The 15,400-nt window shown below is 54.9% G+C and carries 12 protein-coding genes; 3 read left to right on the top strand and 9 right to left on the bottom strand.

Going from position 1 to position 15,400, the window contains the following annotated elements:
* The first annotated feature begins 201 nt into the window (after positions 1 to 201).
* On the top strand, positions 202 to 2,694 hold the full coding sequence (locus IRJ17_RS11975) for a U32 family peptidase (RefSeq protein ID WP_122963858.1): 2,493 nt from the start codon (positions 202 to 204) through the stop codon (positions 2,692 to 2,694).
* Between the two features lie 28 nt (positions 2,695 to 2,722).
* Positions 2,723 to 2,953, top strand: a complete 231-nt coding sequence (locus IRJ17_RS11970; protein ID WP_063227962.1) for a DUF1128 domain-containing protein — start codon at positions 2,723 to 2,725, stop codon at positions 2,951 to 2,953.
* Positions 2,954 to 3,057: 104 nt separating this feature from the next.
* Here the strand turns inward: IRJ17_RS11970 and IRJ17_RS11965 are convergent, their stop codons facing one another.
* Positions 3,058 to 4,554, bottom strand: coding sequence for a DHA2 family efflux MFS transporter permease subunit (locus IRJ17_RS11965; RefSeq protein ID WP_122963857.1), 1,497 nt, complete (start codon positions 4,552 to 4,554; stop codon positions 3,058 to 3,060).
* A 571-nt stretch (positions 4,555 to 5,125) separates the two neighbouring features.
* Positions 5,126 to 6,364: a beta-ketoacyl-ACP synthase II gene (gene fabF, locus IRJ17_RS11960; RefSeq protein ID WP_242774833.1), complete on the bottom strand. Its 1,239-nt coding sequence runs from the start codon at positions 6,362 to 6,364 to the stop codon at positions 5,126 to 5,128.
* 128 nt (positions 6,365 to 6,492) lie between these two features.
* Between fabF and IRJ17_RS11955 the strand changes: the two genes are divergently transcribed.
* Entirely contained in the window at positions 6,493 to 7,356 is an 864-nt protein-coding gene (locus IRJ17_RS11955) for a helix-turn-helix transcriptional regulator (RefSeq protein WP_242774830.1), read from the top strand.
* Between the two features lie 182 nt (positions 7,357 to 7,538).
* Here the strand turns inward: IRJ17_RS11955 and cimA are convergent, their stop codons facing one another.
* The 7 genes from cimA to IRJ17_RS11920 form a co-directional block, all read right to left on the bottom strand.
* Positions 7,539 to 9,161, bottom strand: a complete 1,623-nt coding sequence (gene cimA / locus IRJ17_RS11950) for a citramalate synthase (protein WP_173596810.1) — start codon at positions 9,159 to 9,161, stop codon at positions 7,539 to 7,541.
* Between the two features lie 118 nt (positions 9,162 to 9,279).
* Positions 9,280 to 10,119: an alpha/beta hydrolase gene (locus tag IRJ17_RS11945; RefSeq protein WP_122963853.1), complete on the bottom strand. Its 840-nt coding sequence runs from the start codon at positions 10,117 to 10,119 to the stop codon at positions 9,280 to 9,282.
* A gap of 132 nt (positions 10,120 to 10,251) precedes the next feature.
* Positions 10,252 to 11,364 carry a YheC/YheD family endospore coat-associated protein gene (locus tag IRJ17_RS11940; RefSeq protein WP_173596809.1) on the bottom strand — a complete coding sequence of 371 codons (1,113 nt, stop codon included), beginning with the start codon at positions 11,362 to 11,364 and terminating at the stop codon, positions 10,252 to 10,254.
* Between the two features lie 141 nt (positions 11,365 to 11,505).
* Complete coding sequence (locus IRJ17_RS11935; RefSeq protein ID WP_122963851.1) at positions 11,506 to 12,699, bottom strand: M20 metallopeptidase family protein; 1,194 nt, start codon at positions 12,697 to 12,699, stop codon at positions 11,506 to 11,508.
* Between the two features lie 81 nt (positions 12,700 to 12,780).
* The gene (locus IRJ17_RS11930) at positions 12,781 to 13,779 is read right to left on the bottom strand and encodes a PHP domain-containing protein (protein WP_173596906.1); all 999 of its coding nucleotides are present in this window, start codon (positions 13,777 to 13,779) and stop codon (positions 12,781 to 12,783) included.
* A 236-nt stretch (positions 13,780 to 14,015) separates the two neighbouring features.
* Entirely contained in the window at positions 14,016 to 14,492 is a 477-nt protein-coding gene (locus IRJ17_RS11925; protein ID WP_122963850.1) for a dihydrofolate reductase, read from the bottom strand.
* Positions 14,489 to 15,283: a thymidylate synthase gene (locus IRJ17_RS11920; protein ID WP_122963849.1), complete on the bottom strand. Its 795-nt coding sequence runs from the start codon at positions 15,281 to 15,283 to the stop codon at positions 14,489 to 14,491. Before IRJ17_RS11920 ends, IRJ17_RS11925 begins: the two co-directional genes overlap by 4 nt.
* Positions 15,284 to 15,400: the final 117 nt, after the last annotated feature.

Here is a 15,400-nt window from a genome sequence, read left to right as displayed (position 1 = left end):
TCCACGAATTTTGTCGATTTGGCTGATCATTCCATTGTGGAATCTTTTGATTTTTCTTACAGAATACCATCAAACTCACACTTACTGGAAGCGACAATTTTCAACATTTGGAGAAGTGGAGGTTTTTGTTGCGGGAGCAAGGACATTTCCCTATGATGAAGAAGAGCTTTTTTTAAAGACCTTGGAGGTAATGACATACACATGCGAAACAACATAAAGCGTGAAGATATTGAGCTGTTGGCCCCCGCAGGCAACTGGGACTGTTTGAAAGCCGCCGTCGCGAATGGTGCCAACGCCATCTTTTTCGGTGTAGAAAAGTTCAACGCACGCGCACGCGCGGAGAACTTTCAAATGGCTGAGCTGCCTGAGATTATGGCTTACTTGCATATGTACGGTGTAAAAGGTTTTCTTACCTTTAATATTCTCGTATTCGAAAACGAGCTGGAGGATGCCCGCGAACTGATTGACGCCTGTATTCACGCCGGGGTGGACGCGGTTATCGTCCAGGACCTCGGTCTGGTGAAGCTGATTCGCGAAATCTCCCCTGACTTCCCGATCCACGGCTCCACGCAGATGACGATCACTTCCCCGGAAGCTGTCGAATTTACGAAACCATTCGACATGGAACGCGTCGTTTTGGGCCGGGAAAATTCCTTGAAGGAAATCAAGAAGATCGGCGAAAAAGCGAAGCTGCCGATGGAAGTTTTTGTCCACGGCGCTTTGTGCGTCTCCTACTCTGGTCAGTGTCTGACTTCGGAAATGTGGGGCGGTCGCTCTGCCAACCGCGGCGAGTGCGCCCAGGCTTGCCGACTGCCGTACGATTTGATGGTGGACGGCGTGCAAAAGGATATGGGCAACATCGCCTACGTCCTCTCGCCAAAAGATCTGGCTGCCGTCGACCTGGTTCCCGAGCTGATCGAGGCAGGCGTCACTTCTTTTAAAATCGAAGGGCGTCTGAAATCTCCGGAGTACGTAGCCAACGTGGTCAGCAAATACAACGCGGCAATCGAGCGCTATTTTGCCGGACAAGACACAGGCCCGTCGGAAATAGAAATTCGCGAGTTGCAGCAAAGCTTTTCCCGTGGTTTCACCCACGGATTTTTGGAAGGAACGAACAACAAGCAGCTCATAGACGGATCGTTCCCGAAAAGCCGCGGCGTCTTTTTAGGCACAGTGAAAAAGTTGCTGGGCACAAGCGTGCTCGTGGAAATTGCTGCTCCTGTCAAACGCGGTGACGGCATCGTGTTCGACGCGGGCGACCCGACGCAAAAAGAAGAAGGCGGACGCGTCTACGATATTTTGTCCCGCGGCAAAAAGATCGAGGGCGAAGTGGAAAAAGGCGTGTACGAGATCGTGATGGGCCGAAACGACGTCAACCTGAAACGACTCCACGTAGGCGACCGCGTCTGGAAAACAAGCGATCCCGAGCTTGACCGCCGCCTGCGCAAAACGTTTGAAACGGAAAAGCCGTACCGCACGTTCCCACTGTCGGTGCATGTCAGCGGCAAGCTGGGCGATAAACTCTGCATCACCTGGGTGGACAAACAGGCGAACCACGCTGTCACCGTTCCGTCGGAGAAGCTGCTGGAATCTGCCGTGAAGCGACCGCTGACGCACGAGCTTTTGCATGACCAGCTCAGCCGTCTGGGCGGAACGGTTTACCATCTGGACGCTCACGATTTGACGGTTGACCTTGCCGGAGACTTGATCGTTCCGGTCAGCGAGCTGAACCGGATGCGCCGTGAAGCGGTAGAGCAGCTTGTGTACTTGCGTTCCAAGCCGCCTGTCTACCAGCATCGCGATGTGAATGTGTATGCGGACGTGCCTCGCTCGCAGCCGGTGGAAAAGCCGCTGTTGACAGCTTTGTGCCGCTCGCTGGAACAGCTGGAAGCTGCGGCGCAGACGGACGTCGATTTCCTTTACGCGGACTTCGAATTTGTCAAACAGTATCCAGAAGGCGTCAAGCTGGCGCACAAATACGGCAAGAAAATCGGGATTGCCACGATGCGCATCCACATGCCGGATGAAAACGGCGTGCTCGCCCTGATTGCCAAAAGCAAGCCGGACGCGATTTTGGTGCGCAATACAGGGGCACTCTACTACTACCTGTCCCGCAAGGATGAGATCGACATCCCGCTGATCGGCGATTTCTCCCTGAACGTGGCCAACCATAAAGCGGTGGAGCTGTTCCTCGAAGCTGGCCTGACACGGGTCACGCCTTCGTATGATCTGAACATCCAGCAAATGGTGGACTTGCTCAGCCGCTCCAACGCAGCAAACATGGAGCTGGTCATCCATCAGCATATGCCGATGTTCCATACCGAGCACTGCGTATACTGCACGTTCATGAGTGAGGGAACCGACCATACCAACTGCGGAACCCCATGCGAAACCTCTCGCATCTCGCTCAAGGATCGCGTCGGCTTCTCGCATCCGGTGCGGGTAGATACCGGCTGCCGCAACACGGTGTACAACGCCATCGACCAGTCTGGCGCGGAGTATTTGAAAGAGTTCCGCTCCCTGAATGTAGGCAGCTACCGCATCGAGTTTCTGGAAGAAGAACCGGAGCGCGTGCGTGAAGTCATCAGCCTGTATCGTAAGGCTCTGCGCGGAGAAGTTAGCGGCACACACGTATGGCGCACGCTGAAAGCGACCAACCAGCTCGGCGTCACGCGTGGACAGCTGACCAAATAACAAGCAGCGTTGGAGAGGAGACCAAGCAATGGCAGATTTGAAAGAGGCAACCCAGGAAAATTTGGCGGTTCTGATCGAGGGCATCAAAGCCAAGCTCAACATGGCGAACACAGCGGTTATGCGCCCGGAAGATTTTGACCTCGCCCACTACGAAGACCTTTTGTACCTGTACAACATGGTGCAGAAAAAAACGGCGTTTGGCATCAATGAGATGACGGCGATCGTCGAAGAATTAGGGGCTATGAGAAAACAAGGCTAGTACGCAGCACGCGTCAAAAAGCGGCGCCTCCCTTTTGCGGAAGCGGCGCTTTTTTTATGTTATGGTTTTTGGTTTTTTTATGGCTTTTGGCGGACTGCGCTTGCTTACGACGGCTGGGGTACTCTTTTTTGTGCGGCAGCCTCTTGTCTTCGCGGCGTTTTGTTGCCGAGGAACAGCGCTAAAACGAGCGCGATGACGGTAAACAGCGTGGCGATCATAAAGGCATCGTTTGTGCCCATGGCAATTCCTTGCTTCGTCGCCAGCTGCATCTGGGCGAGGTCAGCCGGGTTGAGGTGCTGGCTTCGGACGATATCCGCCGTGTGGGCTGCGCTTTTCGTCGTCATGATCGTGACGAACAACGCTGTGCCGAGCGCTCCCCCTATCGCGTTGATCGTGTTGGACATCGCCGTCCCGTGCGGATTGAGCTGCAATGGCAGGGCGTTCAAGCCTGACGTCATGACGGGCATCATCAGCATCGACAGTCCGAACATGCGCACGGTGTAAAGCGTCACCAAGTAGCTGTAGCTTGTCGAGAGGCTCAGCTTCGTGAAGCCGTAAGTCGTGACGATCGTGATAATGAGTCCGATCAGGGCGAGCCATTTTGCGCCAAACTTGTCAAACAGCTTGCCTGTGATCGGAGACATGATGCCCATGATGATGCTCCCCGGCAAAAGCAGCAAGCCTGATTGCACAGGTGTGAAGTGCAGGATGTTTTGCACGTAGACAGGCAGGAGAATCATCCCCGAGTAGAGCGACATGTTGACCATCAGGCTGATCAGGACGGCCAACGTGTAGGCCGGAGTTTGAAAGATGCGAAACTCCAGCATCGCATGGTCAATCGACAACTGCCGCCAGACAAACGCCCCCAAGCTGATACAGCCCACGAGCAGCATGCCGATGACTTCTGCACTCCTCCAGCCCGCCGCGCCTGCGGAGCTGAAGCCGTAGAGCAGCCCGCCGAAGCCGATCGTCGACAAGACGACTCCCCATGAGTCCAGCTTCGGATTTTGCGTCTCGGTCACATTTTTCAGGACGAAAAAGGACGTGACCAGCACGATCAGCGCAATCGGCAGGACGACGAAAAACAGCAAGCGCCACGAGTAATGCTCGACAATCCACCCGGACAAGGTCGGCCCGATCGCCGGGGCAAAGACCATGGCAATCCCGACGATGCCCATCGCGGAACCGCGCCGATCAGCGGGGAACATGTTGAAAATGACATTGGTCATGAGCGGCATGAGAATCCCTGCCCCCGCTGCTTGCACCACGCGTCCGATCAACATGATCGAGAAGCTGGGGGCAATGCCGCAGATGAGCGTTCCTGCGGCAAAAAGGCTCATTGCGGAAATAAACAGCTGTCTGGTCGTATATTTTTCCATCAGAAAAGCCGTCGTCGGGATCAGGACGCCGTTGACCAGCATGTAAATGGTGATGACCCATTGGGCTGTGGAGGTAGTGATGTGGAATTGCTCCATCAGCTTGGGGAGGGCTACGTTGAGGAGTGTCTGGTTCAGCAGGGCCGCTATCGCTCCGGCAATAATGACGCCGAGAATCGGTGCCCGCTGGATGTTTGTTTCTGTCGCTCCCTGCTCGTTCGTCATGAATGATTCCCCTTTTTTGGTTCTGGTTTTTGTTAGTATGCTGCCTTTTTCCTAGGGGCATTCTTGGAGTTGGCGGGGGGTTCTAGGCGGAATGGTGAATGACTGAAAGATTGCTTGGGATCGTGCTTTGGAGTCTGCTTTATTTCGAAACTTCGGAGATCGCGAAGAAAAGGATGAAGGATTGAAAGATTGGTTTGGGGGGGCGCTTCGTAGTCTGCTTCGTCGGTACTTTTGGCGTGGCGAGGAAAGAGACGAATCGCTGTAGCTTCTTGGGATACCCCCTGTTGACTTCACTGCACGGCTCCGGGGAAAAGCGAAAACACGCCAAAAAAGAGATTTCTCATCCCTGATCAACTTTCAAAAAGCACTATCCAACCAAAGCTACACGTCGGCCGAGGAAACAGGGGAAACAAGCGAAAGGGCTTTGGGACTCTTACCGAGACGCAGGCGAAAAAGGAAAACACGCTTTTAAGCGGCAACGTGCGTCCGCTTCCCTGATCTCTTATCAAGCAAAAAAAAGAGCCTCCCCAAACACCCCGGAAGACTCCCTCACTCTAACTTTCTGACTTCCTTACCCCTCGTACTTCCGCAGCACAATCACCGCATTGTGTCCACCAAAGCCAAAGGAGTTGGACATCCCCACGTTCAGCGCCATGCGCCGGGCTGTATTTGGCACATAGTCCAGATCACAGACGGGATCGCGCTCGTCCTGGTTGATCGTCGGCGGTACGACTCCCTCCTGAAGGCTCTTGATCAGCGCAATCGCCTCCGCGCCGCCTGCCGCCCCGAACATATGCCCTGTCATCGACTTGTTGGCCGTGATCGGGATGCGCCCGGCGTGGTCGCCCAACAGACGTTTGATCGCCAGCGTCTCCGAACGGTCACCGACTTCCGTACCTGTAGCGTGAGCGCTGATCACATCCAGCTCCGCAGGCTCGATTCCCGCTTCCTCCAGCGCCCATTTCATCGCCCGGTATGGGCCAAGCCCTTCCGGATGGGTAGCAACCATATGGTAGGCGTCGGAGCTTGCTCCGTAGCCGATTACTTCCGCGTAAATCCGAGCGTCACGCTTCCTTGCATGCGAGTAAGACTCCACAATCAGGATACCCGCTCCCTCCGCCATGACAAACCCGTCACGCTTGGCATCAAAAGGGCGGCTCGCCGCAGCCGGATCGTCGTTTCGCGTGGACAAGGCAGTCGCATTGCTGAAGCTCGCCAGCGATACCTCGTTAATCGCGGCTTCCGTTCCTCCGGCAATCACTACGTCAGCTTTGCCCGATTGGATCAGCCGATACGCTTCGCCGATCGAAGTATTGCCAATCGAGCAGGCCGTGACAGGCGACATCGTCGGGCCGTATATGCCGTATTTGATGCTGATCATTGCTGCTGCTATATTGGAGATCAGCATCGGCACCAGCGTAGGGCTGACCCGCTCCGGCCCGCGGCTTCTCAGCGTGTCGTACTGGTCCAATAACGTCTGCACGCCGCCAATTCCAGAGCCGACATAGACGCCTATCCGTTCGCGATCGCAATCGTCGAGCCGGAGTCCTGCATCTGCCAGCGCTTCGTCCGCCGCTGCAATCGCAAACTGGCAAAAGCGGTCCATTCTTCTCGCCTCTTTGCGCCCGAATCGCGCCTCCGGGTCAAAATCCCGGACAAGACCCGCGATTTTCGTTTTAAACCGGGATGTATCAAATATGTCAATGTGGGAGATGCCTGACTTTCCTTCAACCAGGCTGCTCCAAAATTGCTCGACATTGCTTCCGATAGGGGAAATGACGCCCATCCCCGTAACCACTACTTTCTCCATCATTATCCTCCTTTACAAGCCCTTATGGAAACCATCTTGTCACATGATTTATCCTATTACAAGTTGTTGTTTATCCTAGTATAATAAGTAACAGTTTTACCCATTTTCGACTTGGAAAGGAAGTCCGCATGAACAATCAGACACGCCTGCAGGCACTCTCGTCCTTTTTAAAAGCGCAGCGAGCAAAAATTTTGCCTCAGTCCGTCGGGCTTGCTCCTGGCACAAGGCGGCGGACGCCTGGCCTGCGCCGGGAAGAAGTGGCACAATTGGCAGGGGTAAGCTCCACCTGGTACACGTGGCTGGAACAAGGCCGGGATATCAAAGTATCCCCCTCCGTTCTCGATGCCGTATCCAAAGCACTGCAACTGACTGTCGACGAGCGCAAGTATTTGTACGCGCTCGCCTTGGAAAGCGGCACAACTGTCGGGACCACGCTGCACAAAGACGAGTCGCCCCAGATCAGTCCAGCCCTGGAGCGAATTGTGAACGAGCTGCACTCCTGTCCTGCCATCATCTCGGACAGACGACTCCACATCGTCGGCTGGAACAAAGCGGCAGCGCATGTCTTTCTCGATTTCGAGCAAATACCAGTGGAAGAGCGCAATCTGATCCGATTGTTGTTCACGCGAAAAGAGCTGCGGCGGCTCGCCGTCAACTGGGAGCACTTCGTCAGCGGCTTTCTCGCGATTTTTCGCGCGTACTACGGACAGTACGTGGAAGACGAATGGTACGAGCACTTTTTGCGCGAAATGAGAGACGTCCACCCCGACTTTCATCGGCTGTGGGAACAGAGCGACGTCAGCACGGCTCCTGAGGTGCTGCTGGAGTTTCGCCATGCCAAAGCCGGAAAAATGCAGTTTCACCTCACCTCCCTGCAAGTACAGGGCAGCGCTGACTTGCGTTGCAGCATTTATACCCCGGACCCCCAATCGTCGACCGAAACAAAGCTGCGCCAGCTGATGGACCGCCCCGCTGCGGAGACGCCAGACTGAGCTGGCACGCGCAACGCAAAAAAGACCAGCCCACGCTCATTCGGACAGCCTCTCCTGTTCGCTCTGTCTCACAACAGGAGGGCCAATTCGCTGAACTGTAGCTGGTCATTTTTAAGCGTGCGTGTGTGCAAACATGCCACGCTTCCTTGCATTTTTGTTCCCTTTACATGGGGTGTTTCCAACTAATGATTGACGATTCCGACCCGCGCCTCTGCTGCGGACAAATGTCCCGCTTCCTCGCAGCCTTCCCGCCACAACAAGTAGCGAATACTGTCTGCGAGCGCCTCCCAGCTTGCTTCGATTACGTTGGTAGACACCCCGACCGTGCTCCACTTCTCCCCGTTGCTTGCCGACTCGATCAGCACACGGACTTTTGCCGCTGTCGCTCCGTTTTCATCCAGAACACGCACCTTGTAGTCGGCCAGATGCATGTTGGCGATACAGGGGTAGTAGCTCTCCAGCGCTTTGCGCATGGCGTTGTCCAGCGCGTTGACAGGGCCGTTGCCATCCGCGGCTGTATGTACGCTCTCCCCGTTTACCCGCAGCTTGACTGTCGCCTCGGACGTGATCGACTGAATGGCCGCCTTTTCCATCAAAATCTTGAAAGAATCGAGCGTGAACAAATTTTTCAGCTTGCCGGCAGCCTCAAGCAGCATGAGCGTGAGCGAAGCTTCCGCGCCCTCGTACTGGTAGCCCTGGAACTCGCGCTCTTTGATGCGCGTGATAATCTCGCGGGTCTTTTCCCGATCCAGCGACAGATCGATCTCCAGCTCTTCCATTTTGGCGAGCAGATTGCTCTGTCCGGCCAGCTCGGAGACGAGCACGCGGCGCTTGTTGCCGATGTTTTCCGGCTCGATGTGCTCGTACGTTTTCGGATCGCGCAATACGGCGCTGACGTGGATTCCGCCTTTGTGGGCAAAAGCGCTGTGTCCGACAAAAGGCTGGTTGTTCGGCAGCGTCATGTTGGCGATCTCCGCCACGTAGCGCGAAAGCTGCGTCAGCTCTTGCAACTGCTCGCTGCTCACGCACTCGTAGCCGAGCTTGAGCTGCAAATTGGGCACAACAGAAATAAGGTTGACGTTGCCGCAGCGCTCCCCGATCCCGTTGATCGTTCCTTGCACTTGCTTGGCTCCCGCCTGAATCGCGGCCAAAGCGTTCGCCACAGCTACGCCGCTGTCGTTGTGCGGATGAATCCCCAGCGGCGTACGAAGTTGTCCGGCAGCCGCCTTGACGATCTCGTATACTTCGTGTGGCAGACTTCCTCCGTTTGTATCGCAAAGGACAATCCAGTCGGCCCCCGCCTCTTCGGCAGCCGCAAGCACCCGCAGGGCATACAGCGGGTTTGCTTTGTAGCCATCGAAGAAATGCTCCGCCAAAAAGAGTGTCGTCAAACCGTTCTGTTTCAAAAAGGCCACCGAATCAGCGACCATGCGCACGTTTTCTTCCAAAGTCGTCTTCAAGGCGTCCGTCACGTGCAAGTCCCATGACTTCCCGAAAATCGCCGCAGCTTCGGCACCGCTGGCGATCAGCGCCAGCAAGTTGTCGTCTGCTGCTACTGCCACATTCGGACGACAGGTGCTGCCAAAAGCCGTCACTTTGGCGTGCTGTAGCGGAATCTCGCGGATGCGCTCAAAAAACGCCATATCCTTTGGATTGCTTCCAGGCCAACCGCCCTCGATAAAATCAATTCCGAACTGATCCAGCCGCAGTGCGATCTTTATCTTGTCTTCCACCGACAGGCTGATCCCCTCTCCCTGCGTACCATCTCGCAGGGTGGTATCGTACAGATACACCTTGCTGTTCATGTTTCTTCTCCACCTATCTCTGGTATTTTCTGAATAGTCACATCATTTGAATCTTTTGACGTTACCCAGTATACCATAGCCCAAATGGATTGAAAACGCAGGAAAATCCAGGCTTTTTCTATGTCCGCGGGGTACGGACAAAAGCCGCCGTTTGCTCAATGACCGCTTCCAGTTGCGGAGAAGTTCCTGCAAACGGATGACGCGTGTTCCACGTATGGTCGCCGCCTTCTATCCAGTGCAGCTCGCTGTGCTTCGCCGCCTGATGAATCCGTTTGGCACCCTCTACCAGACGGACAAAATCTTTTTCTCCGCTCAAGATGCACAAAGGTGTTTCCATCGAAGACACTTTCGCCAAAATGTCATACGCTTCCCGGTTTTGATCCACATCCTCGATCACCGTCCGCGTAATCGGCATATCTTGCCCGGTGCGCGCATTGGCGATATAGCCGACGCCTGTTTCCGCGATTTGCTTGCGCAGTCCCGCATCAAACAAGTTGACATCGGCAATTCCATTCCAGGTCACGATTCCCGCCACGCGCGGATTGCCCGCTCCGAACAGGATGGCATCCCCGCCGCCTTTGCTGTGTCCAAGCACGTACAGTCTGGATTTGTCCACATAGTCTGGCCAGACAAACTCACCGGAATCGATCCATTCGACCAGCGCTTGCAGGTCGGCAAGCTCACGCGCGTACGTGTTGCGGCCGAACTTTTCCAGCTCGTCAAATTCGGTCAAGCTCTCGCCCACACCGTTGCAGCTAAAATTAAAGCGGATCGTCGTCACGCCTCGCTTCGCCAGCTCGTCTGCCACATAGGGGAAGCTGCCCCAATCCTTGAAGCCCTTGAACCCGTGGCAAAACAGCAACAGCGGCTGGTCGGCACCCGCTGCCTCGTCTGTATGTACATTCCCCCGAAGCGTCAAGCCTTCGCCCAACTCAATCGAAAAAGCTTCTTGTCTCATGCTCATCTCCTCCATTCCTTTGTTTGTGAACCTTGCACGCCGTCAAGGAGCACGCATCCACCTGGCTATTATTATGCCGCATGCCTTGCGCAAAAGAAATGAAAAAGACCCTCCAAGCTGTGGAGAGCCTTTTCACCCGAGTCCGAATCGCTGGTCTTTCATCCGCTCATTTTTTTCGATCAAATACAAGGCGTATTCCAACGGCCTGCGCACGGCCTGCCGATAGCGCCGATGCTCCCCGAGCTGCCGGAATATTTCCCTGCCAGGCTTCGGATTAATCTCGATAATCCACACATGGCCGTGCACATCGATGCCTAAGTCAAACCCGAACTCCATCATCTGCCCGAAGTGCTGCTCGATTCTGCCGATAGTCAGCATGACAAGCTCTTTGCATTCGAGCACGATTCTTTTGGCGGCTTCTTGCCCAAAGCGGCTCGCCAAAAAAGGAATGGCCGGCATCGCCGTCCCGCCGCCGTGCAAATTGGACGTCGAAGAGCGCGTCGAGCCGATGCGTATGCCCATGCCTGTCAGCCGCCAGATGCCTTCTCCGTCTTTTTGCGCAAGCACCCTGGCATCGACGGTTCGCCCAGGCACCAGAGCCAATTGCAAACCTTGCTGGAGAAAAAACTGCTCTTTTCCGTTCTTTTCTTTTTCCATCCACGCTTCGAGCCGCTCGCATACTTTGCTGATCGAGGACAGCTTTTCCCTGCTTTTCGCCTGCTGTTTGGTTCTGCCATGCAGCAGATAGCCCTCTTCTGTTTTTTCCACGCGCAAAATGCTTCGCCCGCCCGAGCCGTTTGTCGGCTTGAGATACACCTGGCGATGGCGTTTCAGCATCGAAACCAGCGTGCTTCTTGCGTAAGCGAACGTCTCGGGCAGCCATTTCGTCAAAAACGGGTCTTCCAGCAAAATTTGATGGAGATTGAATTTATTCGTAAAACGGCTGTTGGCATAGCGGAACAAGTTTTGCTTGCGAAACGGCGGATAGTGGCTATGCTTCGCCAACGGATAATACCGATAGCGGTCTATGACAATGTCCGGCCACTCAAACCATTCGCTCTTCCAGCCTTTTTCGGCAGGGATGAAGCCTTTGATTTTCCGCTCGGACACATGCACATCCTGCGGCCCGAAAACAAAGACGTCGGCGCCCAGCTCTCTCCCTTCCTTGACCAGACGGCGAAAAAATCCCGGTTCGATAAAGCCGGATTCTCCCCGGTAGGTCAGTATGCCGATCCGTTTTCTCACTGGAGGCAGCCCCCTCCTTTGCTCATCTGATTGCCGTGTGCGGTATGCGATGCCTCATTTCAACAGTTTATGGCAAGACGCCAAAAAAGCGCCATTGCCACTGCTAGGCAAAAGCGCATCTTTGCAAGGGAAAGGTTTATACTACCCCTCTTTTTTCTCCAGATAGAGCAAAGCTGTTCGTCCGAGCAGCTCTCCGGCGATGAGCATGGAGTCTTCGTCGATGTCAAAATGCGGGTGGTGGTGCGGATACTTCGCCAGCTTCTCCGGGTTGCCGGCCCCGACAAACAAATACGCCCCAGGCACCTTTTCCAAATAGTAAGAGAAGTCTTCTCCTCCCATGAGCGGCTTCATCGGTTCCACGCGCTCCGGACCAAAGGCAGCCAGCGCCGCTTCACGGGCGATTTGCGCTTCCGCTTCATGATTGATCACCGCAGGATAGCCGCGCTCGTACGACACTTTCGCCTCTGCGCCCATCATGGCAGCCGTGCCGACAGCGATTTCCGTGAGGCGAAGCTCAGCGCGATCACGCACGTCCGGCAGGAACGAACGCACCGTTCCCGTCAGGCGACAGCTGTCTGCGATGATATTGTTGTTGTCACCGCCGTTGAACGTACCGACCGTCACGACGACGCTTTCCAACGGACTGACGTTGCGGCTGGCGATCGTCTGCAAATTTCCTACGATTTGCGAGCCGACCACGATCGAATCGACTGTCTCCTCAGGAACAGCGCCATGACCGCCGCGGCCCTTGATTTCGATCACAAAGTCATCTGTATTCGCCATGATCGGGCCACCGCTGATGAACACTTTGCCTACTGGCAGCATGGACCAGAGATGGACGCCAAATACAGCGTCTACGCCGTCGACTGCGCCGTCCGCTGTCATCTGGATCGCTCCGCCTGGCGATTCTTCTTCCGCGTGCTGGAACAAAAAACGGATTTCCCCGGCAAACTGGTCGCGATGCGCCGCCAGCACACTCGCCAAGCCCAACAGTTCGGAGGTATGGGCATCGTGGCCGCAGGCGTGCATGACACCAGGAACCGTCGATTTGTACGGAACATCTTTTTGATCCTGAATCGGCAACGCGTCGAAATCAGCCCGCAAAGCGACGACTTTGCCCGGACGGCTGCCCTTGAGCACTCCGATGACCCCGCGGCCGCCCACTCCGGTTTTTACTTCGTCAAACTCCAGGCCACGCAAAATTTCCGCGATCATCGCCGGAGTTTTTTCCTCTTGAAAGGACAGTTCCGGATATTGGTGAAGATGGCGGCGCCACGCGATCATTTGCGGCTCCACCTCTTTGAGCAACGATTTCAAACGTTCCTGCAACGACATGCTGTGTTCTCCTCCCGCTGGATGCATATTTATACGCTTGTCTCTATCATAGCAAAAAAGCGCACCTAGCGGGGAAGTCTGCTATTCAATCTCCATCAGGCTCCTTTTTCTGTCAGCAAAAACGGCTAAGCTGGCATATCCTGCGCGCCTCAGCTGCATTCGCGCTTCTGCGAGATGCTGCCCGACCTGATCAGGAGCTGTCGCATGGGAGGACAGCGTAATCGGCACTTCATGCTGCGCCAATATTTGCAAAAAGCGATAGCTCGGCGAAAACTCCCGCTGCGTCTGTCCGCGCACGCACGCTGTGTTCAGTTCGGTTGCCGTATCCATCCGCCGCAATGCCCGGGCGATCCGCTGATAGTACGGCAACAGCGTCATTTCATCCGCTTTCGGGTCAAACGCCCTGACCCCGTCCAGATGCGTCAAAACATCGAACAGGCCACTGTCAATCGCCTGCTCCACCACATCAAAATAACGCACGAACCATCCGGGTGATGCATGCACTTCCAGCTGCTCCTGGAGATTGCGAACGAGATAGCCTTTTCCGCCAGGGAAATGGACGGCTCCCATGCATACGTCCCACGGATATTTTTCGATCACCTCGCGCAGCTCGCCTTCCCCGCCCGGAAAATAATCCAGCTCGATCCCGATGCGAAGCGCCACCCCATCTTCCGCCCACCGCTCGCGCTCCTCTGCAAGAAACGCCACATAAGCTGGCAAAGAGTCGTTCGCCATCTGTCCAAGCCACTGCCGCTGCGCTTTGCCTAAACGGTCGTGCCCCACGTGAATAAATTGCTCATAATAAGGACGAAAATCGGCAAAGCGATACAAATGCTCGACGACGCACACTTGCGAGATGCCAGCTTGTTTCGCCCGCGCCCGGTACAAATCCAGCCACTCCCTGGAGTAAGGCCCTCTTTGGAGCCTGTGGGCAAGCCCCTTGACCAGCTCGTGTGCCCAGCCCCTGCTTCCGCTCTCTTGCTTTTCGTCCAGAAGCGGCCGCAGTGCGCACGCTTGCCCGACCAACCAGTCCAGCGAATACGGTCCCTCTTCCAGATGCACATGAAAGTCGACTTTCATCCCATCCCCCCTGCGGTTTGTCCAACCGTTTTCTACTGTTTGTATGCGCGAAACCGCCGGGATATGTATGAAGGCTCTGTGTCGTTCCTCCCAGGCTGCGAGCCGCTTGTCCGGGACTTTTCGATCTGGATACAACAAGACGGTCACATCCAATTTCATGAAAAACGCCGAGACGTTTTGCACAAAAAAACCCCCTGATGTTCAGGAGGCAGTTTGCCCGGTTTCAACGGGAAGGGCTAACCATTTTTGCGTTCATACACGTAAAACGTATGCGGGTAGGCATTCTTTTCATCGACAACACCTTCGCGCTTGTCCACAAGCACAAACGCGTCTTTGTCCCACGCAGGGAAAAACGTGTCGCCCTCTGTTTCCAGCTCGATTTCGGTAATGTACATGCGATCTACCACGTCCAGGAACTGCCCGTAAATGTTGGCGCCGCCAAAAATGATGACGTCGCCCAGAGCGAGCACTTCTTCCTTCGTATGGACGACATCGACACCTTCCGGATGAAAGTCGCGGCTTCTCGTCAGCACGACATTTCGTCTGTTCGGCAGCGGTCTGCCGATCGATTCGAACGTCTTGCGGCCCATCACAATCGTGTTCCCTGTCGTGATTTCCTTGACGTTTTTCAAATCGGCGGGCAGGCTCCACGGCATGTCGCCATCTTTGCCGATCACCTGATTTTTCGCGTAGGCCACAATCAGACTGATCATACAGCCACCTCGCCTTTGATGTGCGGATGGGCCTCGTAATCGACGATTTCAATGTCGTCATACGTGAAGTCAAAAATGGACGTCACTTCTGGATTAAGCTTCAGCTTAGGCAACGGCTTCGGCTCGCGAGTGAGTTGCAGCTTCACTTGTTCGATATGGTTTGTATACAAGTGCGCGTCTCCCAGCGTGTGAACGAAGTCGCCCACCCCAAGTCCGGTCACATGGGCAACCATATGCGTCAAAAGCGCATAGGAAGCGATGTTGAACGGCACCCCCAAAAACGTGTCGGCACTGCGCTGGTACAACTGGCACGACAGCTTGCCGTCTGCCACATAAAACTGGAACAGCAAATGACACGGCGGCAAGGCCATCTCCGCGAGATCAGCCGGATTCCACGCACTGACGATCAGGCGTCTTGAGTCGGGATTTTTTTTGATTTCGTCGATCACCCACTGGATTTGGTCGACCGTCTTGCCGTCGCGCCCGACAAAAGAACGCCACTGCTTTCCGTAGACGGGTCCCAAGTCGCCGTTTTCATCTGCCCACTCATTCCAGATCCGCACCCCATTTTCCTGCAGGTAGCGAACATTCGTGTCTCCGGCCAAAAACCACAGCAACTCGTGAATGATCGATTTCATATGTAGTTTTTTCGTCGTGACCAGCGGGAAGCCCTCGCTCAGGTCAAAACGCATCTGGTGTCCAAAAATGCTAATCGTTCCTGTGCCTGTCCGATCCTCTTTCGTCACGCCTTCTGTCAAAATGCGCTGGCACAAGTCTAAATATTGTTTCATCCCCACCACTCCTTCCGTTCTCTATACTAAACAAAGCTGCTCGAAAAGGAAAGCCTTCCATTGCGTGGTATAATAGGCTGGATGATTTTGGTTTTGGAACCGTTTGGAAACCTTTTG

Source organism: Brevibacillus parabrevis (assembly GCF_022701015.1).
GTDB classification, from domain to species: domain Bacteria; phylum Bacillota; class Bacilli; order Brevibacillales; family Brevibacillaceae; genus Brevibacillus; species Brevibacillus parabrevis.
Note: the sequence above shows the minus strand (reverse complement) of the source record. Positions and strands in the feature narration are given on the sequence as shown.

Excerpts from the sequence above, each read along its gene's own strand:
- IRJ17_RS11975 (WP_122963858.1), top strand. The coding sequence starts at position 202 with ATGCGAAACAACATAAAGCGTGAAGATATTGAGCTGTTGGCCCCCGCA.
- fabF (WP_242774833.1), bottom strand. The coding sequence starts at position 6,364 with ATGGAGAAAGTAGTGGTTACGGGGATGGGCGTCATTTCCCCTATCGGA.
- cimA (WP_173596810.1), bottom strand. The coding sequence starts at position 9,161 with ATGAACAGCAAGGTGTATCTGTACGATACCACCCTGCGAGATGGTACG.
- IRJ17_RS11935 (WP_122963851.1), bottom strand. The coding sequence starts at position 12,699 with ATGTCGTTGCAGGAACGTTTGAAATCGTTGCTCAAAGAGGTGGAGCCG.
- IRJ17_RS11945 (WP_122963853.1), bottom strand. The coding sequence starts at position 10,119 with ATGAGACAAGAAGCTTTTTCGATTGAGTTGGGCGAAGGCTTGACGCTT.
- IRJ17_RS11955 (WP_242774830.1), top strand. The coding sequence starts at position 6,493 with ATGAACAATCAGACACGCCTGCAGGCACTCTCGTCCTTTTTAAAAGCG.
- IRJ17_RS11925 (WP_122963850.1), bottom strand. The coding sequence starts at position 14,492 with ATGATCAGTCTGATTGTGGCCTACGCGAAAAATCAGGTGATCGGCAAA.
- IRJ17_RS11965 (WP_122963857.1), bottom strand. The coding sequence starts at position 4,554 with ATGACGAACGAGCAGGGAGCGACAGAAACAAACATCCAGCGGGCACCG.
- IRJ17_RS11930 (WP_173596906.1), bottom strand. The coding sequence starts at position 13,779 with ATGAAAGTCGACTTTCATGTGCATCTGGAAGAGGGACCGTATTCGCTG.
- IRJ17_RS11970 (WP_063227962.1), top strand. The coding sequence starts at position 2,723 with ATGGCAGATTTGAAAGAGGCAACCCAGGAAAATTTGGCGGTTCTGATC.
- IRJ17_RS11920 (WP_122963849.1), bottom strand. The coding sequence starts at position 15,283 with ATGAAACAATATTTAGACTTGTGCCAGCGCATTTTGACAGAAGGCGTG.